17 protein-coding genes are annotated in these 20563 nt (G+C 28.0%); all 17 read right to left on the reverse strand.

From position 1 onward, the window contains the following. Window positions 1-105 precede the first annotated feature (105 nt). Window positions 106-1059, reverse strand: coding sequence for a glycosyltransferase family 2 protein (locus CSPA_RS26310; protein ID WP_015395461.1), 954 nt, complete (start codon window positions 1057-1059; stop codon window positions 106-108). 11 nt (window positions 1060-1070) lie between these two features. Beyond that, window positions 1071-1982 carry an NAD-dependent epimerase/dehydratase family protein gene (locus CSPA_RS26315; RefSeq protein ID WP_015395462.1) on the reverse strand — a complete coding sequence of 304 codons (912 nt, stop codon included), beginning with the start codon at window positions 1980-1982 and terminating at the stop codon, window positions 1071-1073. Between the two features lie 76 nt (window positions 1983-2058). Further along, entirely contained in the window at window positions 2059-3789 is a 1731-nt protein-coding gene (locus tag CSPA_RS26320; protein ID WP_015395463.1) for a thiamine pyrophosphate-binding protein, read from the reverse strand. Window positions 3790-3808: 19 nt separating this feature from the next. Then, window positions 3809-4225, reverse strand: a complete 417-nt coding sequence (locus CSPA_RS26325) for a GtrA family protein (protein ID WP_015395464.1) — start codon at window positions 4223-4225, stop codon at window positions 3809-3811. Then, on the reverse strand, window positions 4225-5559 hold the full coding sequence (gene rfbH / locus CSPA_RS26330) for a lipopolysaccharide biosynthesis protein RfbH (RefSeq protein ID WP_015395465.1): 1335 nt from the start codon (window positions 5557-5559) through the stop codon (window positions 4225-4227). The genes CSPA_RS26325 and rfbH overlap by 1 nt, the downstream gene beginning before the upstream one ends. A gap of 2 nt (window positions 5560-5561) precedes the next feature. Continuing rightward, a complete protein-coding gene (gene rfbG / locus CSPA_RS26335; protein ID WP_015395466.1) occupies window positions 5562-6620 on the reverse strand; it encodes a CDP-glucose 4,6-dehydratase in 1059 nt (352 codons plus the stop codon). Next, window positions 6614-7387, reverse strand: coding sequence for a glucose-1-phosphate cytidylyltransferase (rfbF, locus tag CSPA_RS26340; RefSeq protein WP_015395467.1), 774 nt, complete (start codon window positions 7385-7387; stop codon window positions 6614-6616). The genes rfbG and rfbF overlap by 7 nt, the downstream gene beginning before the upstream one ends. A 36-nt stretch (window positions 7388-7423) precedes the next feature. Beyond that, window positions 7424-8410 carry a glycosyltransferase family 2 protein gene (locus CSPA_RS26345; protein WP_015395468.1) on the reverse strand — a complete coding sequence of 329 codons (987 nt, stop codon included), beginning with the start codon at window positions 8408-8410 and terminating at the stop codon, window positions 7424-7426. After that, a complete protein-coding gene (locus CSPA_RS26350) occupies window positions 8403-8810 on the reverse strand; it encodes a sugar 3,4-ketoisomerase (protein WP_017810331.1) in 408 nt (135 codons plus the stop codon). Before CSPA_RS26350 ends, CSPA_RS26345 begins: the two co-directional genes overlap by 8 nt. A gap of 64 nt (window positions 8811-8874) precedes the next feature. After that, window positions 8875-9690 (reverse strand): acyltransferase, encoded by an 816-nt coding sequence (locus tag CSPA_RS26355; RefSeq protein ID WP_015395470.1) that lies wholly within the window; start codon window positions 9688-9690, stop codon window positions 8875-8877. A 114-nt stretch (window positions 9691-9804) separates the two neighbouring features. Continuing rightward, a complete protein-coding gene (locus CSPA_RS26360; RefSeq protein WP_015395471.1) occupies window positions 9805-10905 on the reverse strand; it encodes a DegT/DnrJ/EryC1/StrS family aminotransferase in 1101 nt (366 codons plus the stop codon). Between the two features lie 16 nt (window positions 10906-10921). Next, on the reverse strand, window positions 10922-12772 hold the full coding sequence (locus CSPA_RS26365; RefSeq protein WP_015395472.1) for a hypothetical protein: 1851 nt from the start codon (window positions 12770-12772) through the stop codon (window positions 10922-10924). A 93-nt stretch (window positions 12773-12865) separates the two neighbouring features. Next, the gene (locus CSPA_RS26370; RefSeq protein ID WP_015395473.1) at window positions 12866-13366 is read right to left on the reverse strand and encodes a hypothetical protein; all 501 of its coding nucleotides are present in this window, start codon (window positions 13364-13366) and stop codon (window positions 12866-12868) included. 11 nt (window positions 13367-13377) lie between these two features. Next, a complete protein-coding gene (locus CSPA_RS26375; protein ID WP_015395474.1) occupies window positions 13378-14718 on the reverse strand; it encodes a DUF6056 family protein in 1341 nt (446 codons plus the stop codon). Between the two features lie 65 nt (window positions 14719-14783). Next, complete coding sequence (locus tag CSPA_RS26380) at window positions 14784-16022, reverse strand: rhamnosyltransferase WsaF family glycosyltransferase (RefSeq protein WP_015395475.1); 1239 nt, start codon at window positions 16020-16022, stop codon at window positions 14784-14786. Between the two features lie 13 nt (window positions 16023-16035). Next, window positions 16036-19314 carry a glycosyltransferase gene (locus tag CSPA_RS26385; RefSeq protein WP_015395476.1) on the reverse strand — a complete coding sequence of 1093 codons (3279 nt, stop codon included), beginning with the start codon at window positions 19312-19314 and terminating at the stop codon, window positions 16036-16038. Continuing rightward, entirely contained in the window at window positions 19314-20552 is a 1239-nt protein-coding gene (locus CSPA_RS26390; RefSeq protein WP_015395477.1) for an ABC transporter ATP-binding protein, read from the reverse strand. Before CSPA_RS26390 ends, CSPA_RS26385 begins: the two co-directional genes overlap by 1 nt. Window positions 20553-20563 lie beyond the last annotated feature (11 nt).

Genomic DNA, 20563 nt, shown 5'->3' on the forward strand with positions numbered 1-20563 from the left:
ATTATACCCAACATAGAATTTAAACTTTTATGTTGGGCTTATTTTATAACTTAAATTACGCTACCGCTACACATCAATCCTTTGACTGTTGACACTTAAATTTATTCATTCTTGTTGTTGTTTTTCATCAAAATTAATTCTTTGTGCTTCAATTACTAAAGGTCTTTTCATAATTCTAGTATTCATACTCATAATATATTCCCCAACTAATCCAATGAAGAAAAGTTGTATTGATCCAAAGAAAAATACTCCAATAAGTATTGGAGCCACGCCTAACGGAAAATCATTCCAATAAATTATTTTTAATATTAAATATATTACAGAAATTATTATACTTAATGCAGATAATACAAATCCTGCAATTGTAGCAAGTCTAAGGCCTATCTTAGTGTATGATGTAAAACTAAGCATGGCAGCATCATATAATTTGTAAAAATTATTACTAGTTTTACCAGATCTTCGTTTTTCTTGTTCATATGCAATATCTTTTCTTTCAAAACCCAATTCAGCAACAATTCCTCTTAAAAATGGTGAAGGATCTCCAAGATTTCTTAAGACATCAATAAAGCTTTTATCATATAATCCAAATCCTGTAAAATGTTCTATCTGTTCAACACTTGACATTTTTTTTATCATTGTGTAATAACATGATCTCAAAAAATACATAATTTTATTTTCTTTACTTTTAGTTTTTATACCACAAACTATTTTGTATCCACCTTCCCATTCTTTAATAAACTTAGGAATCATACTAATAGGATCTTGAAAATCAGCACACAATAAAATAGTGCATTCACCTGTTGTTTGACATAGCCCATAATATGGTGAATTAAACTGACCGAAATTTTTCGCATTAAATATTGCCTTTATGTTTTTGTTTTTTTGACATAAATTAAGTAATGATTCTCTTGTTTTATCCTTAGAATAATTATCTATAAATATAATTTCATATTCGTAGTTTTCTAATTTATTTTTAAATAAATTAATGATTTCCTGACTTAAAGGAATTACATTTTCCTCTTCATTATATGTAGGAATTAATATACTTATTTTTTTCATTTAACTATCCCCTAACCAATAGATTCTAATAACATTTTGATCCCTTCTTCAAAATTAATCTCACACGACCATCCTAAATTTTGTTTTAATTTATCTACAACTGGCTCAAAGCTTATAAAACCTTCGCTATTATAAGATATTGCACCAAATTTCAGTTCACTTTTAGATTTACTGATTCTTTTCATATCTTTTATAAAGTCTTTAAGCTTCCTGCTATCACCACTTGCAATATTATATATACCCTCCACACAAGATTTATTAGCAAGCAAATACATTGCTCTTGCTAAATCTTCTACATGTATAAAGTCCCAACTTTGTATACACTTAGTTAATTCTATACTTTCATCTCTTTTCATCTTATCTAAAACTGACATAACTAATGTTCCTTGATAATCATAAATACCATATACGCTAAATATTCTTGTCCAAATAAATTTTATATTGTTTTCGTTAGCAATTTTTTTAAGTGCTCGATAAGTTTTTAATTTAGCTTTACCATATTCAGTAACTGGTCTAGCAGGATAGTTTTCATCAATCTTTCCAATACATTTACCATATTCAGCTTGAGATCCAGCTCCAATAAATGTATTGCATCCTAATTTTTTAGCAATTTTTAAGGCATTTATTGCACAAATGTAATTTTTATTTTGTAAAATAGCATTATCACGATATGGTACCCTTACACCATCCCATGCCAAATGATAAAATATATCTATTTTTATTGTTTCAATTTTTTCTGTAAGTCTTCCAATATTTTCTATATCAATTTCTACAACTGTTAAAAGATTGCTTTTTGGTAATCTATCTAAATTTTTTGAATTAGGTCTAACTACAGCTATCACAATCCAGTTATTTTTAATATATTCCTTAATTATATGTATTCCTATAAAACTTGTAGCACCAGTTACCACCACATTTTTCATAATTAATTATACCTCTTTCTATTTCTCCAAGTTAAGAACATTAGAACTAATATTATTAATATTAGTTCTAATGTTCTTAAATATTACAAATTTTGATTAATCTATTAAACAAATCTCTATCTAATAATGGATCTTGATCATGAATAGGTTTTCCCATAGCAAGCTTGGGAGACACATAAGTAGTATCAGTTAAACTTAACTCTATAAAACAAGGTTTATCATCTATTAATATATCTTCACATTCTGATATTTGCTTTACAGACTTTATATTTATATATCTTAATCCATAAGCATTGGAAATTTTATCAAAGTCAGGAATTGTATACCCACCATCTTTTTTAGTTTGAACAAAATTAGATTCAAAATACATTTCTTGAAAATGACGAATCATTCCTAATGATTTGTTATTAAGTAATATAATCTTGACCGGAATCTTTTCTCTAACTATAAATTGAAGTTCTTGGATATTCATTTGTAATCCACCATCTCCATTAAAACAAATCACATTTTTTCTACTACCATAATATGCACCTATGGCAGATGGTAGTGAATATCCCATTGCACCATGTCCCCCTGAAAAAAGCATCTTTTGATTGCTCCTTATATTAAAAGATTGTGCAACCCATACCTGATTTTGTCCAACATCTGTTGTTATAATCGAATCCTCCGGAACCTTATAAGAAAGTTCTTCTATAATATCAGTTTCATATTGTGAATCTATTCCTTTGAGTTCTTCTCTTATTTCCTTGCATACATTTAACCATTTTTCATATCTATCTTTCAATTCAAATTTTTCTGTATTTAATATTGGAAATATTTTTTTCAAATCTACAACAAAGTCTATTTCATCTGCTTTAATTTTATTTGTAAGTTCTCCACTATCAATATCTAATCTTATAATTTTTGCATTTTCTCCAAACATCTTCAAATTACTTCCAGTTTGTCTACAATCAATTCTAGATCCAATACTTATAATTAAATCACTATTAGATATAATAAAATTTGCACATCTATCCCCATAAGCACCAACAAATCCAAAACCATTTTCAACATTATTAGGTAACACATCTCTTCCAATCATACTTGTGACAACAGGAATACCTATTAAATTGACAAAATCTCTAAAATCATTTCTAACATTTGCAATATTAATTCCATTTCCCGCCAAAATAACTGGTCTTCTAGAAAAATTTATCATTTGCAACATAGTATTCGTCATATAATTATAATAATCACTAATTTCCTTAGGATTTTGTGCTTCATAATGTTTTAAATCGTCAGGAATAATATCTGCTCTTAAAATATTCATAGGAATATCTATAAGTACTGGCCCTGGCCTCCCACTTATACATATATCAAATGCTTTCTCAAATTCATACTTAACATTATTCTCATCATCAATTTTCACTGCATATTTAGTAATTGATTTTACAATACTTATAATATCCGTTTCTTGAAATCCTTTTTGTCTAACATGTAACTCTCCTTTTGATTCATAAGTATTCACCTGACCAGTAATAAATATACATGGTATAGAATCAAAGTAGGCATTCGCTATTCCTGTAATAAGATTTGTAGCCCCTGGCCCACTTGTAGCATATGCAACACCAGGTTTATTTGATGCCTGAGCATATCCACATGCACAAAATGCAGATGCTTGTTCATGATAATTTACGTGTGCCGATATAAAATCTTTGTACTTATCAAAAGACTCCATAAGATGTGTTACCATTCCTCCTGGATATCCAAATACATCTGTAACTCCTTTTTCAATCAAAAAAGTTACAATATAATCACTTAGTTTCATATTTTAATTCCTCCAATACTTACTTAAATGCCCAAAACTTATTTAATATAAAATTTAAAGGTATAGTAATAATTAAATTTAATATTGGTGCAATAATATTAGAAAGATTTAAATGGTCAACCATAACTACTAGTAAAATTGTACTAAATACAAATGTTGTACCATATGAAACAAAAGTTTTTATCATGGGTTTCAAATTACCTTTATTACTCTTTTTAAATACATACCTATTATTCCAATAGTAAGCATTTAATACACTTACAATAAATCCAATTGTATTTGCAACAATATAATTAACTTTAAAATATATTAACACATAATATATTAAAAGGGAAATAAGAGTATTCGATGCCCCTACTATTCCAAATTTAATAAATTGAATTATTATCTTCCAAAAACCTTGTGTTCTAAAACTTTCAATTGAAAATAACTTCATTATTTCACAGCCTCTTTAATTGTTTTAGCCATATAATCAATCATTTCATCTGTCATTCCTGGGTAAACTCCAACCCAAAAAGTATCATTCATGACTCTATCAGTATTTTTCAAATCCCCAACAACACGGTATCCTGTTCCCTCAGTTCTCATCTCATCAAAACACGGATGTTTAATAAGGTTTCCTGCAAATAGCATTCTTGTTTGAACTCCATGCTCTTCAACATATTTAACAACCTTATTTCTATCTACACCTTCTTTACATGTTATAAGAAAACCAAACCAGCTTGGATCAGAATTTTCACACGGAACAGGTAATATTAGTTTATCTTCAACTTCTAATAAACTTTCCTTTAATCTATAAAAATTATGTTTTCTTCTTTCAACAAATGAAGGAAATTTTTTAAGTTGAGCACATCCTATAGCAGCTTGCATATCTGTAGCTTTTAAGTTGTAGCCAAAATGTGAATATACATATTTATGATCATATCCGACAGGTAATTCACCATATTGTTTATCAAAACGATGTTTACATAAATTATCCATACCAGAAGGACATACACAATCTCTTCCCCAATCTCTAAATGAACGGATTATTTTATTAAGTAATGCATCATTTGTATATACTGCACCCCCTTCACCCATTGTCATATGATGTGGTGGATAAAAACTTGAAGTTCCAATATCTCCAATAGTACCTGTAAACTTTTCTTCTCCATCAATAGTATATTTTGACCCTAATGCATCGCAATTATCTTCTATAAGCCATAAATCATTCTTATCACAAAATTCTTTAACAGCTTTTAAATCAAAGGGATTTCCCAATGTATGTGCAATCATAACTGCTTTAGTTTTTTCTGACAAAGCCTTTTCAAGCATTGTTACATCAATATTATATTGTGGAATTGCAACATCAACAAAAACAGGAACTGCACCAAATTGAATCATAGGAGTAACAGTAGTTGGAAATCCTGCTGCAACAGTAATAACTTCATCTCCACGTTTAACTGCCCTTTCTCCAAGTAATGGCGATGTTAATGCCATAAATGCGTTCAAGTTAGCACTTGAACCAGAATTAACTAGACTACAGTATTTAACATTTAAATATTTAGCAAATTCACTTTCAAATTCATCTGTATATCTTCCTGATGTAAGCCAGAATTCAAGAGAACTATCTACAAGATTAACCATTTCTGCATTGTCATAAACCCTTGATGCATAGGGAATTCTTTGTCCATATACATAAGCATCTTTTTTATGATATTTATCACAATATTGACTAACAAGTTTTAAAATTTCTTCTTTATCTTTTTCTTGATTTAATTTACCAGCCATTCTTATTCTCCTTTGAAAAATTCTATAATTTGTTTATTCATGCATTCATTAATATCCTTCTGTTCAAAATAACATTTTGCCCATTCAACTGTTTTTTCAATTGCAGTATCTATATTCCATCTAGGTTTCCATCCAAATACGGATTTAATTTTAGAACAATCTAATTTTAAAAAATTAGCTTCATGAGGTCCTCCCATAAATTTATCTTCCCAATCCATATTTTGCCCCCATTTTTTGCAAAAAACATCTACTAAAATACCTGTTGTTATGCAATCTAATTCGTCTGGTCCAACGTTATAATAATCAGCATATTTTATGTCCTCATATTGCTTTTGAGCAATCATAAGATATGCACTTAACGGTTCAAGAACATGTTGATATGGTCTGGTTGAATGCGGATTTCTTACTAGTATAGTTTCCTTCTTTTCAGCTGCTCTTATACAATCTGGAACAATTCTATCTTGAGCAAAATCTCCTCCACCTATTACATTACCTGCTCTTGCTGTAGAAATAGCCACTTGTCCATCAGCAAAAAATGAATTCTTATAACTATGGGTAACAAGTTCTGAACAAGACTTACTATTTGAGTAAGGATCAAAACCATCTAATGGTTCATTTTCACGATATCCCCATTCCCATTCGTTATTTTTATAAACTTTATCTGTTGTTACATTTAAAAATGATTTTACGCATGAATTCTGTCTAACACACTCAAGTATATTAACAGTTCCCATTACATTTGTTTCATATGTATATACTGGATCTTTATAGCTATCACGTACAATAGGTTGTGCTGCAAGATGAAAAACTATTTCTGGTTTATTTTCATTAAAAACTTTCATTAGTTTATCTAAATCTCTTATATCACCTATTGTTGAATTTATTTCTTTTCCAACACATGAAATTTCAAATAAATTAGGATTAGTAGGTGGTATCAATGAATATCCTGTAACTACTGCTCCAGCTTGCACAAGGATCTTACAAAGCCAAGATCCTTTAAATCCAGTATGACCTGTAACCAAAACCTTTTTCCCTTTATAAAAATTCAAATCAACTACCATCTTTTCCAAGGTGCTTCCCCACTTTCCCATAACTCTTCAAGTTGATGTTTATCTCTTTGAGTGTCCATGCATTTCCAGAATCCTTCATGCTTATAAGCCATAAGTTCTCCCATTTTTGCAACAACTTCCAATGGAGTTTTTTCAAATACTGTACTATCGCCTTCAATGTATTCAAAAATTTCAGGATTAAGCACCATAAATCCTCCATTAATCATATTTCCGTCATCATCGCTTTTTTCTCTAAAAGAATTAATTCCATTCTCTTCATCAATATCAAGAACACCAAATCTTTGACCAACATTAATTGCTGTCATAGTTGCTATCTTTCCATGGGATTCATGGAACTTAACAAGTTCTGTAATATTAACATCGCTAACCCCATCTCCATAGGTAAGCATAAATGGCTCATTACCAATGTATTTTTGTATTCTCTTTATTCGTCCACCAGTCATAGTATTCAGACCTGTATCAACTAAAGTTACCTTCCATGGTTCTGAAAAATTATTATGTACAATCATCTTATTATTTTCACTAAAGTCAAATGTTACATCACTTCTATGTAAATAATAATCTGCGAAATATTCTTTAATCATATGAGCCTTGTATCCACAACAAATCACAAAATCAGTATATCCATAATATGAATATGTCTTCATAATATGCCACAAAATTGGCATTCCTCCAATTTCAATCATTGGCTTTGGCCTTAAGTGACTTTCTTCACTAATTCTTGTTCCAAATCCGCCTGCAAGTAATACTACTTTCATAGTTATAACTCCCCTCATCAAAATCTTTAATAATATTTATAATTTTGTAGATTCCATTTTTTCTGCTTCATTCTTAATCTTTAATTCATTAACCTCAATTCTTATATCAGATACCTCTTCAATTATATAAGGGGGTCTATTTCTAGCTGCATCAAATCCTCGCCATATATATTCTCCCAAGATACCAAGTGTCAACATGATTGTTCCAAATGCAATTAAAACTAATATAGCAAGTGTTGCAAAACCTGGCACAGATATTCCAAATATCAAACTTGAAATTAATAGATACATAGCATATATAAATGTTCCTATAAAAATAATTGCACCTACACCAGAAATAAATTTAATTGGAAAATATGAGAATCCCATCATTGAGTCTATAACAAGCTTTATTTTCTTAGATAATGTCCATCGTGATTTACCAATTTCTCTTGCTTTTCTTACATAATAAATCTTATCAGTTTTAAAACCTGCCCATAAAATTTGTAAAGTAATAGCTGAATTCTTCTCATCTAATAATCTTAAAACTTCAATTACTTTTCTGTCTATTAAGAAGCAATCAAACCCTCCTTTAGGCATAGTTTTAATTACAAATTTTCTAATTATCCAATAATACATATTAGAAAAAATTTTTTGAGAAAAACTTTCTTCTCTATCAGAGCGTACTGCTAAAACTACTCTATTGCCTTTTTTCCAGTTTTCAAACATATCAAGAATTAATTCTGATGGTTCCTGTAAATCTGCTGCTTTAACCACAGCACATTCTCCCGAACAATTCAAATATCCTGCTAACATAGCAGAATGTGATCCAAAATTTCTTGATAACTTAATTAATTTAATATTCTTATCAATTTCAGATAATTTTCTCATCACTTCCCAAGAAGCATCACCAGACCCATCATCAACCATTACTATTTCATATTCATCAAGTTTACACAATACTTTTTCTTGTAAATCTTTATATAATGGATTTAGATTAAGTTCATTATAATATACTGGAATTATTATAGATAATTTATCCATTTTTATTTACTTCCTTTATGTATTCATCAAAATCTCTTATATATTCTGAACTATCATAAGCTTCGCTTGCCAAACACAAAAGAATACTATCTTCTGAGAAATCATACATATCTTTCCATAACATTTTAGGAAGATATATTCCCGTATGAGGCTTATCTAATACAAAAACTTCATCTTTTTTCCCATCCCTTACTCTAACTTTAGATGATCCACATACATTAATTAACACGAATTCACTTCTCCTATTTGCATGTTGACCACGAACAACTGTAGTATCAGAACCATAAATATAAAATATTCTCTTAATGTCAAAAGGAATATCTTTCATTCCTTCTACTACTACAAGTTTTCCTCTATCATCACCATTTTGTTTAAACTCTATCATCTTATTTCTATCCATTGTCATAATCCCCTTCATAAAAATATTCTTAACTATTATTATAAAAAACTAAATACTTATTAATTTACATATAAGGATTATTTTTTGCCCATTGTTCATATCCTACGTTATTCCATGGCATTCCTCTATCAAAAGTATATCTCCATGGATATACTTTTTCTCCGGATATTTTATTCTTTATATCTGATACTTTGCAAATAGGCTTAGCTGGACTTCCAGCCACTACAACTTCTTTAGGTACATCTTTATTAACAGTTGCTCCTGCAGCAACTAGTGCATCTTCATATATGTGTACCCCCGGCAATATAACACTCATAGTGGCAATAACAGCAAACGATTCAACTGTTACTCCAAGAAGTTGTTCAGATGGTGGAGTTGGATCATTAGTTAATACTACATAAGGAAAAATCCAAACGTAATCTTTTATAATGCTTTTTTGGCCAATATGTACATTACTATGAATATTTATATAATTTCCAATCTTACAATGTCCTTGAATATCAGACAATGTACCAATTCTTACATTATTTCCAATGTCAGACTTCTCTCTTATTGTAACTCTATGCCCTGTTTGAAAATTGTCTCCAATTATATTTTCTCCATAAATAATAGTTTCACTACGGATAAGTGAATTTTGTCCAATTATAAGTGGATGATTTTTATTTTTCATATCATCAAAAAAATCTACAAGATATTCTCCTAAAATACATCTTGCTCCGACAAAAGTTCCTCTTTTTATATGAACATTATCCTTTATAATACATCCATAATCAATGTATACATCTTCTTCTATTATTACATTTTCACCTATTATGCTACCATCTTTTATAGTAACATTTTTTCCTATTACGCAATTTTTGGATATTATCGAATTATTCATATTTTTTCCTCCAAAACAATATTCCACATAGTATGATTTTTTATATTTAACTAAGTGTAATTAAACCATTTGATTTTATATAATAAAATTTTTTTAATAATATATTATGAACTATTATTTACCTTCCCAATCATTTATTGCATTTATTACATAATCTAGCTCTTCTTTAGTCATACCATTATATAATGGTAGCGATAATACTTCATTAGAATATCTTTCAGTTATAGGTAAACTTCCTTTTGATAAATTTAAGTATTCATACGCCTCTGCTAAATGTGGTGGTATTGGATAATGAACAATTGTACCAATTTCTCTTTCATTTAAATAGTCGATCAGTGATTGTCTATTCTTTACTCTTATAACAAATTGATGCCAAACTGTTGTGGCACCATCACAAACTTTTGGTAATTCTATATTTTCATTTTTAAGTTCACTTATATATCTTTTACAAATTTCATGACGTTCCTTAGTAACTTCATCTAAATGTGGTAATCTAACTCTTAAAAATCCCGCCTGCATTTCATCAAGTCTCGAATTAGTTCCTACAACCATATTATAATAACGCTTTTCACTACCGTAATTTCTAAACACTCTAACTTTTTGAGCTAAATCATTATCATTTGTAGTAATTGCACCAGCATCTCCAAATGCTCCTAAATTTTTAGATGGATAAAAGCTAAAACAACCTATATCTCCAAACGTTCCACATTGTTTCCCATTTTCCATTGCTCCATGAGATTGAGCACAATCTTCAACTACACGCAAATTATGTTTCTTAGCAATTCCCATAATTTTGGACATTTCAGAACATTGACCATATAAATGTACTACTAAAATAGCTTTTGTCTTATTAGTAATTTTTTCTTCTATTTTATCAACATCGATGTCATTATACATATTAGGCTCTACAAATACTGGAGTAGCACCATTAATTGTAATTCCCATAACACTTGCTATGTATGTATTGCCCTGAACAATAACTTCATCACCGTTGCCTATACCAAGTACTCTAAAAGCAATCCACAGTGCATCAAGGCCATTTCCCAATCCTACACAATGTTTTGCGCCCGTATATCTAGCAAATTCCTGTTCAAAAAAAGAAACTTCTTTCCCAAGCACATACCAACCTGAACGTAATACTTCTAGTGCCTTGTCTTCAAATTCTTTTTGATATTGTTGAAAGCCCCTATCAAGTCTATTTGGCATTATTTTCATCGATCCCACTCCTTTGTTATTTTATATCTATATTATTAAGTATAAAGCTTGCTTGTCTGTTTGAATCATCATTAAAATAATACGTTGATTGTACTTTAACACCACATATTTTATTTTGGTCTACATTAAGTCTAAAATCATAAGTTTTCTTTTCTATGTTATTAATTGACTCTTTTAACTCACCATCTACGAAAATATTGAGTGAATTTGCTGCTGTAATATCTTTGTCAAAAGTAACAGAAAATGAAATCTTCCCCTCCCCTCCTGTTTTAGTTATAAATGAAAAGGTTGGAGGGCAATAGCCATTATTATTAGCTTCAGCTTTAGGTATGTATGGTGTAGCATTTTGTTTTTCTTGTTCTTTAATTTGATTTCTAGTATTTATTGCATATGGATTAAGTGCAAAAGTTACCTCCTGAGGATATGAAGCTAAGTTGTAACTTACAATTGAAGAACAAATACACATAAATATAAAAAATGATAATGTTATTTTAATAAAATGTTTTTTTAATAATCCCCATATTTTGCTATAATCTATAACAAACGCTATAATAAAATACATAATAATATGTATATATATAAAATATCTTGATTCTATCTGTCCTAATATTATTAATACTGTACTTATACTAGGGCATAAAAAGTAAATATATTTTTTATCTATAGCTTTTAATCTGCTTAACATATTATTATTTATATTTCTTGCTGAATTCTCCTTTACATCATATACTGATAAAAACAAACTATTTAAATATAAAATTACATAACTAATGAAAAAGTTTAAACTTAAATTTCTTGTCATATCTTTTACATAACCCTCTTCATCAAATACAAATAATATATTTATTAAATGAGTAAAATAAATACCAATCATTTCAAATGGGTATTTTAATATTATTTTTATTATACCTAAATATGATATAGTCTCAGGTGTAATATTTTCCACTTGAATTATAGCTGCACCAGTTTTATTTATTGAGGTAAGACCAGGTATTTCTGGATAATCATATAATGGTGCTATCATAGTTTTATATGAGTTACATTTTAACCCTAAATATAATTGTAATAAATTTAAGCTTTTAGCTCCTCCTAAAGAAAAAATTATAAGTGGAGAATATGTTTCTAAATATATATTATTAATTACCATTTGAGGCCAAGCTACAAAAATTATTCCTAAAATAATAAATATAATATTACATACAAGTTTCCATTTTTCTTTAATATTAAATAGTATAAATACTAAGATAAAAATAATAATTGATATTAAATAAGACGGCCTTGTATTATAACAACCATATAATAACATTCCTACTAAAGGATATTTTATTATATTCAAGGTATTATTTTTAAATTTTTCAATTGCAAAAAATATAGATGCTATTAATAACATTATAGAAATATGATCTGATAATGGATAAATTAACATACCTTTGTAGAAATAAACTATAAATAAAGAAAATACCACACTGGATATTATTAATCTTTTTATCGATATAGCATTTTTCTTTACAAAAAAATTTATAAGAATTGTAAGTATTATAGAAAATGACATACTGCTTAGTATCCATAATCCAATATATTGACTTCGAAAAATAGCTCCTCCTATTTTTCGAACAACAAATAATATAAATGGGTAAAAATATCCTCTAATGGATTGTGGATAGAATTGAGTGAAACTAAATTTACCGTCTGAATAAAAGCTTTCCGACAAACTCCAGTAGTAGCCAGAATCACCATAAAACTCCGTATTATTTTTTTCAATACAATAAATCATAAGTATTATAAAACTTATAGAACATGGAATAATTACATATTTATACTCTTTTAAAAAAGCAGTAAATTTTTCTCGAACTTTACTTATTTTCATTTACTTAATCTCCTTAAATTTAATTATATTAGCACTGAAAGTCTCTAGTAAACCAGTACACTTTTACTACACTATAATTAATTTGAACTTGGACTAATTTATAGTTACAAATTTTTCAGTTGGTACCAAAGCATTATTTTTATCACTTAAATATAATATGCAAATTTGATATTTACCGTTATTCTTTAAAGCTCTTTTATCTACTCTCCCAATAAATCCACTATGATTATAGTTATGAGTATCATCATAATTATTCTTAAAATAATCTGTAACATCACTTCTATCTTGTTCTATTGTACTGATTTTATATACTTCTAAAGTTTCTACATTTTTGAGTGCAACATAAGTTTCAACAGTCTGTAAATCTTGATTTAGTTTTATAGCCCATCCTCTTATTCTCACAATTTTATCTTCAGGATTATTATTAACTTCATCAACAGTAACTTTTACTCCATCATCATTTGCATAATTATTTATATCTATTTTTTTTATTGAATAATAATCCATGTAAATAATAAATGAAAATAATATTCCTATTACTATGAATATGCCAATTATTAATATAACACTTTTTTGATTTACTTTTTTATTCATAAATTTTCTCCTTAGACAATAATTAATAATTGTAAATAATTAATAGCTGCTATAATTCCACCATACATCAATATATTTTTTTGTTTATCCTCTGATATATTTTCACTTATATCATTAAATATAAACACTGCACATACCAGTATAGAGAAATATAAAAATATAAATGTACGTATTCCTGAGGCATAAACTGTAGGAGAAAAACTCATTATCATTCTAGATGCAAATCCTAATAAAAATATCAATTCAATTAGTAACATTTTAAGAGTGTTTTCAAATATCAAATATATTGAAATCAATATACTTCCTACTATAATTACCCCTAAAATAATACTTAAATAATTTTTTTTACATTCAAAATTTGATACATCTATTTGTAAAAAATTATTTTGACCGTTATTCATTAATGCAATTAAATTAGGAATAACACTCGAAAAAATATTTTTCCCAAATCCAAATAAAACTGAAGCTAAAAAAGGAATTAGTGAAATACATCTATACAATATCTCCTTATATTTACAGTAAACTCCAAAAATAATCAATATGGTAAAACATAAAAAGAATACATTATAATCTGATATTAAGTTTCCCAATGTTGCAGTAAAACATATTTTTATTTTATTGGTAATAGATAACATATTAAAATCTGGAAACCAAGTAATAGTTTCTGCTCCACTTCTATTAATATTTCCAGGTGCTGTTGCATGATATATGAAAAATATTAATGAAGTTACATTTTGAAGTATTGAATATTTAAATATCTTTTTTTTGATAAAAAAGAAAATATTTAATACAGTATATGCACCTAAAATAATACAACACATTTGTAAATTTCCAAGTCCCATAACCAATGCAAACCAAAATGATATGTATTGCAATTTATTTATTTCTTTCCCATCATATATATACTTTAAATATATTAACGAATATAATCCAAAAGAAAGTGGAAAATAATATATAGTAGATGTAATAATCCAGCCTGCTGTACCCATTTGCATAAATGGATATAACATTATAAAAAAAATCACCATCCATTTTTGATATTTTGAACTTCTATCTTCAGTAATTTTAATTATGGAGTATGCTGATAATATTATTACCAATAAATTGCATATTTTAAATATAAAATCAGGCCACTTTACTAAATAGAGCTGAACTACAGTTGCTAGAGAAGGTGATGACCATGTTTTATATAATGTAAACATGCTTCCCCATACATCAGCATAATGCTCTCTACTGTATACATCATCTCCATAATTAGAAGTCATTTTTATATGTATAAATATAAAAGCTATCATTAATATGATGTATGGTATATTATCTGACCTAATCCACTTTCGTATTTTTTTGTTCATTTTTTTCTCCTAACTTTATTGTAATTTTATATGTTTTCATTTTATTGTAAATGCAACATTAATTATCATATATTTATGTGATTTATAAATCTAAACATTTCTTTATTATTAATATAGCTTTCATTTCTCGGATTATTTTTAATATTCACCTGAAATTCTTTATTCATCTCTAAAAGTTTATTGCTTATTGATATAGGACTCAATTGATGTAGTGAATTAATATTATCATTAAAATAGCTCATGTCTTTATTGCCATAATTATTAGTAATCACTTTAATTCCAAAAGTAGACATTTCTAATGGCGGATAACTTGGATGTGGCGATATCATAAGTGATATTCCTGCGTATGACTCTGCCATTAAACTAGAATATCCATCTAAAGTCAATTTTCCTAAAGACTCAACCTTTACTCCATTTCCTAAATCCACATCTGGATGTTTCTCTCCAACTGAATATATTGTCCATTCTCGAACATCTGGTTGTTGCCAAACCCATACTTTCAATGATTCAATTATTAATTCAAATGCATTTCTTTGAACTGAAGGTCTTCCATATATAAGAATTTGCTTTTTCTTATTAAATTCATTAATTTGTAAAAGCCTATTTTTTAATTCCTCATTAAGTGTAGGTTCAAAGCAATATTCTTCATGAAATGTATACTCATTTAATTTAAAGTAATCCATTAACAGTCTAGTATTAAATACTGCTATTTGAGGCAACTCACTTCTATATGTACTGTCAGCAAGTGCATAATTACTTGACCATGCATAAAATCCTGGCTCAAAGTCTTGTATAAAATAAATTGATTTTTTCACTTCTTGATTAAATTCATTACTCTGCCATCTAATTAAATTATGTGCTGCATATGCAGTCCACCATGCAGTGGACATAAATACATCATTCTTGCCAATTGGAACAGTCTTATTATATCTATCATTAAAAGGTACTACTTGATAATCAACTCCACTATCTTCACTGCAGCTCACTAATGTATATTTATTAAATCTCTTCATATCTTCGCTTGATGGTGATGCATCAGTAGTTATGATTCTTCTCTTACATCCTAATTCATCCGCTAACTGTTCATAAAACTTAAGTGCTGTTGAAATACCGCCAAAAATATGTTCTTGATTAATTGATGGAACTAATAAATTTAATCTTTTCTCTTTGACTTCACTTTTCCTAGCATTTATTGGTGTAATTTCACATATATTAGGGTTAAAAGAAACCTTTACATTAACATCCTTCCAGACCTTTTGGACTAATTTACTTTTTTTGGCTATTCTTTTTATTTTACTTAGCATTTTGTTTCCCTTCTTATCCTTTTATTCGTGGAGATGTACTATAAAGATCTAACTGTGAATTATAATATGGATCTCCATTATCTAAATACTCCTGATAGTGAATCTTAGACATTTCAAAATCTATTTCTGGTATATATGAATCTCTCGATTTAGATTCTAAATGATATAATTTTACTCTTGCATTATATAAGTTATTTAATCCATGTTTTCTAGCTCTTAAAGAAATTTCAACATCACTTCCGCAAATTATAAAATTCTCATCAAATGCACCTATTTTATTAATAGTATTTTTTGATATTGCTAAACATGCACCTGTAGATGCTAAAACATTTCTATTAATGACTGGAGATATATACGGTGATCCAAAATGTATGGGATTCATACCTTTAAATACATGATCAGCCCATCCTCCCATACCTAATACAACTCCTGCATGTTGAATAGTTCCATCTTCATATAATAATAATGCTCCTACAGTTCCAACATCTTCTCTCATCGCATTTTCAGCTAAACGTTCTAACCAATCTGGACTAATAATAGTTGTATCATTATTAAGAAATACATATACATCTCCATTTGCTTCACTAATCCCGTGATTGTTCAACTTAGACCAATTAAATTCATAAAACGCATCTATTACTCTAATATTGTTATAATCTTTTTCAACTTTTCCAAACCACTCATAAGTTTCATTTTCAGATGAATTATTATTTAAGATTAGTATTTCATAATTAGCATACTTAGTTTTTTCTAATATACTTTCTATACAAGGCTTAAGTAATTCTAATTTATCTTTAGTTGGTATAACAATAGATACCATTACCTCTTCTTGCTTTAAATTAAATCTAGCATCATAAACAAATAATATATCTGTTTCTTGTGAATAAGCTTCTGAACCATACCTACGTTTTAAATGTTCATCTAGTGCCTTTAATCCAGCCACATGTGCATAAGGCTTAGAATTTGGATTCATTGCTGTTGAGCTCGGTATTTCTCTCCATGAATAAAGAACTCTTGGAATATGATAAATATTATCTGTAAGCTCACTTATTCTTAACATTAAATCATAATCCTGAGCTCCATTAAACTTATCTCTGAAACCACCTACTTTATCGAAGATTTCTTTTTTAATAACAAGCAAATGACAAATATACATTTGTGAGTATAATAAATCTCTTGACCAATCTGGTTTCATAAACGGAAACTTTCTTTCCCCATTTAAGCTAATTTTATCTTCATCTGAATATAGCACATCTGGATTATGATTATTAATTGCTTCTGCTACTTGATATAACGCTTCTTTTCTCATTTCATCATCATTATCCATAAGTATTAAATATTCACCTATAGCCATCTGCTTGGCATTATTTGTAGCATTTGATATTCCGCTATTTTCTTGCAACCTTTTAACTTTTATTTTTTCATTCTTAATGCATTCAATATAATTTATTGTTTCTGGATTTGTAGAGCAATCATCCACTATACATAATTCCCAATAAGGGTATGTTTGATTGGTAATGGACTCTATAGCCTTTTCTATCCATTGTTTTTCTACATTGTAGACAGGCATAATTATAGAAAACATTGGTTTACTTTCAAGCTTTTCAATTTGATTTTGCACTTTTTCCGATGATAGTTGTTTTTCAAATTCAATTTGCTGATTTAAATAATCTGAATTAGCACTTGATGTAAATTTCTTACCTTCAATTTTATCTTTTAAACCTTTTAATCCATGCCTCTTTATTTCTGACATTCCTTTGAATATCAGTTTAGGGTTTCTGATAATCATATATAGAATAGATGTCTTTCTTAGGCCAATTTTTCTCAAAAGACTTTTGATTCTACCTTTAATCGTAAGACTTCTACAAATATTCTCAAGTTTATTTACATGTTCTAAAGTACTTTCTAAATACTCTTTAATTCGTTCAGCTTCCTCTTTTTGAGATTCTATTAACTTACTATTTTCACTTAATATCTCTTTTAATAAAATTATACTTTTTAAGCTTTTAGATATATATTCAATTTCTATTACTAATTTTAGTATATCTTTAGTCTTGAATTGGTTTTGTATTAGTATCTGTGGATCTTCAGAAATAAACATATAGATATTACTTTCTAAAATATTTTCCCCATTGGTTACTATGTCCTTAGAAAAATCTATAATTTCACCATGGCATGTTATTCCTTTTAAAGATATTATTTTAATAATACATTGACTCTTACTAGCATCCACTCGAAAGCCCTCTATATTTGTACTCCTATCTAAATCTATTTCCTTATAAATATGTTCTTCTTTACCTAATAAGATTACAATACTCTCATCTTCATTGTAACTTTCTTCTGTTTTTTTATATATTTGTAGGTAATCTTGAGCATCTTCTTTATGGATTATTTCTTCCACGTTTTTTACAATTTGAGATTCTTTCTCACTAATAAAATTTTTCAATATAGTTACTATATCATGCTTTTCTCTTTTTATCATTTTATTATTAAACAAAATATTAAACTCATTCTCTAACTCTTTTAATTTTTCATAATTTTCCGTAGGTATTCTAGATAAATTAAATATTTCTTGATCTATCTTTACTTCATCTTTATATCCTATTATAAATTTTCTATAACTATTAGAATCATAATCAAATGGTTCTATATATTTGTTATAGTAGTCATCTATATATTCCCTATAGTTTTCTAATTCTTTATCTATTACAGATAAAAAATGCATTCTAGTTAAGTCTTCCCATACATTCAAATTACCATGTTCATAGATACAATATGGTATATCCATGTTCTGAAGAGTTATAATAGAATCTTCTAATACTGGCAAGCCATTTTCAATGTGCTCCTTCAACCATCTATACTCAGTTCCATATAAAACCTTAAATAGTTCATTCAATCTTTTTTCTGCCGCTTCTACTTCAACTGAATAAAATGGTGCTGCTATAATAAAACATTTCTTGCTAACCCTATTTAGTTCACATATAAATTTTTCTCTTCTATCCATTGGAATGTGTTCGAATACATCTAATGCTACAACAATATCATATTGAGAATCATTAAAACTCATATCTGTTGCATCACCAAGTATATATTTAGGATTATTTAGTAACCTTTCAGGTAGCTCTATATCTAAATATGTTATATTATCATTTGGTAAAAATTTTTCTAGTAATTGATGTTCATTAGCACCAACTTCTAAAATGTTAAATTTAACAACCTTATTTCTTCTAACTGATTCAATTATTTTTTTTGTGTTATTATACCTTTGATATTGATCAAAAGGAATTACCATTACTTAACCACCTCCCATTTATGTTCTATAAATAATCGTCCCTCGGAAAAATATTCATTTGTAACTAAAATTCTTTGAGCTTCAGTCTTATAATCAATGCATACTATACCTTCATTATTAAAAATACCTACATCTATGCTATAACTACCACCCAATACAGGTATAGATGGAACAATATATTTAACTTTATGTCTTCCATATTTGTTAGGTACAACAATCTTGTCTAAATAAGTATTTGGCCCAAATATATAGTCTCTATTAGGTGTATATAATGCTACTCCAATTAAAAATCCTGGAATTCTATCATCATATATTTCATATTCAATAATAACTTCTAAATTATCAAAAGTCTTAAATTTTGAAGAATTACAAGTAACACTTGTAATTCTTGCTAATATTCCGTTTCCTGGTATATCTGTAATTTTATCTTCTTCAACTTGTGATAACTCTTCTTTTTTAGTCTCCTCTTCACTTTGCATACTTATCCCAGTATTCAATTTTTCACCTAGTAACATATAAGCTTCATACTTATCTACTATTTCACTTGATCCTCCAATTTCTACAACTTCACCTTTATTTATCCATATTCCTTTAGTACAAAATCTTTTTACTTGCTCAGTTGCATGCGAAACAAAAAGAATAGTTGTCCCGTTGTCTTTTAGTTGCTTCATTTTATCAATACATTTTGTTTGAAATCTAGTATCTCCAACGGATAATGCCTCATCAACTATTAAAATTTCTGGTTCAACATTTATAGCTACTGCAAAAGCTAATCTTGCAAACATACCTGATGAGTATGTTTTTACAGGTTGATTTATAAATTCACCTATATCTGCAAAATCCATTATTGGTTGTACCCTCTGCTGCATTTCTTCTCTTGTGTACCCCATCATTGTTCCATTAAGATAAATATTTTCAATTCCAGTATATTCTGGATTAAATCCAGCTCCTAATTCTAATAATGCTGATATTTTACCATTTACCTCAATATTACCAGATGATGGTGTAAGTACACCTGTTATTATTTTTAATAATGTTGACTTTCCAGATCCATTAGTTCCTAGTATTCCAACAGTTTCTCCACGTTTAATTTCAAACGATATATCTTTTAATGCATAATGTTCTCTACCATATTTTTTTTTAGATATGCTTAAAGATTCCTTCAATCTATCCATAGGCTTATCATACAGTTTATATATTTTACTTAAATTTTCTACTTTTATTGCTATTTCCGACATACAAATCTCCC

Origin of the sequence: Clostridium saccharoperbutylacetonicum N1-4(HMT) (genome assembly GCF_000340885.1) — a bacterium.
GTDB classification, from domain to species: Bacteria; Bacillota; Clostridia; order Clostridiales; family Clostridiaceae; genus Clostridium; species Clostridium saccharoperbutylacetonicum.

Coding starts and splice junctions, on each gene's coding strand:
- CSPA_RS26385 (WP_015395476.1), bottom strand. CDS start 19,314: ATGGTAATTCCTTTTGATCAATATCAAAGGTATAATAACACAAAAAAA.
- CSPA_RS26315 (WP_015395462.1), bottom strand. CDS start 1,982: ATGAAAAATGTGGTGGTAACTGGTGCTACAAGTTTTATAGGAATACAT.
- CSPA_RS26370 (WP_015395473.1), bottom strand. CDS start 13,366: ATGAATAAAAAAGTAAATCAAAAAAGTGTTATATTAATAATTGGCATA.
- rfbF (WP_015395467.1), bottom strand. CDS start 7,387: ATGAAAGTAGTATTACTTGCAGGCGGATTTGGAACAAGAATTAGTGAA.
- CSPA_RS26390 (WP_015395477.1), bottom strand. CDS start 20,552: ATGTCGGAAATAGCAATAAAAGTAGAAAATTTAAGTAAAATATATAAA.
- CSPA_RS26350 (WP_017810331.1), bottom strand. CDS start 8,810: ATGGATAGAAATAAGATGATAGAGTTTAAACAAAATGGTGATGATAGA.
- CSPA_RS26310 (WP_015395461.1), bottom strand. CDS start 1,059: ATGAAAAAAATAAGTATATTAATTCCTACATATAATGAAGAGGAAAAT.
- CSPA_RS26355 (WP_015395470.1), bottom strand. CDS start 9,690: ATGAATAATTCGATAATATCCAAAAATTGCGTAATAGGAAAAAATGTT.
- CSPA_RS26345 (WP_015395468.1), bottom strand. CDS start 8,410: ATGGATAAATTATCTATAATAATTCCAGTATATTATAATGAACTTAAT.
- rfbG (WP_015395466.1), bottom strand. CDS start 6,620: ATGGTAGTTGATTTGAATTTTTATAAAGGGAAAAAGGTTTTGGTTACA.
- CSPA_RS26360 (WP_015395471.1), bottom strand. CDS start 10,905: ATGAAAATAATGCCAAATAGACTTGATAGGGGCTTTCAACAATATCAA.
- CSPA_RS26375 (WP_015395474.1), bottom strand. CDS start 14,718: ATGAACAAAAAAATACGAAAGTGGATTAGGTCAGATAATATACCATAC.
- CSPA_RS26320 (WP_015395463.1), bottom strand. CDS start 3,789: ATGAAACTAAGTGATTATATTGTAACTTTTTTGATTGAAAAAGGAGTT.
- CSPA_RS26380 (WP_015395475.1), bottom strand. CDS start 16,022: ATGCTAAGTAAAATAAAAAGAATAGCCAAAAAAAGTAAATTAGTCCAA.
- CSPA_RS26365 (WP_015395472.1), bottom strand. CDS start 12,772: ATGAAAATAAGTAAAGTTCGAGAAAAATTTACTGCTTTTTTAAAAGAG.
- CSPA_RS26325 (WP_015395464.1), bottom strand. CDS start 4,225: ATGAAGTTATTTTCAATTGAAAGTTTTAGAACACAAGGTTTTTGGAAG.
- rfbH (WP_015395465.1), bottom strand. CDS start 5,559: ATGGCTGGTAAATTAAATCAAGAAAAAGATAAAGAAGAAATTTTAAAA.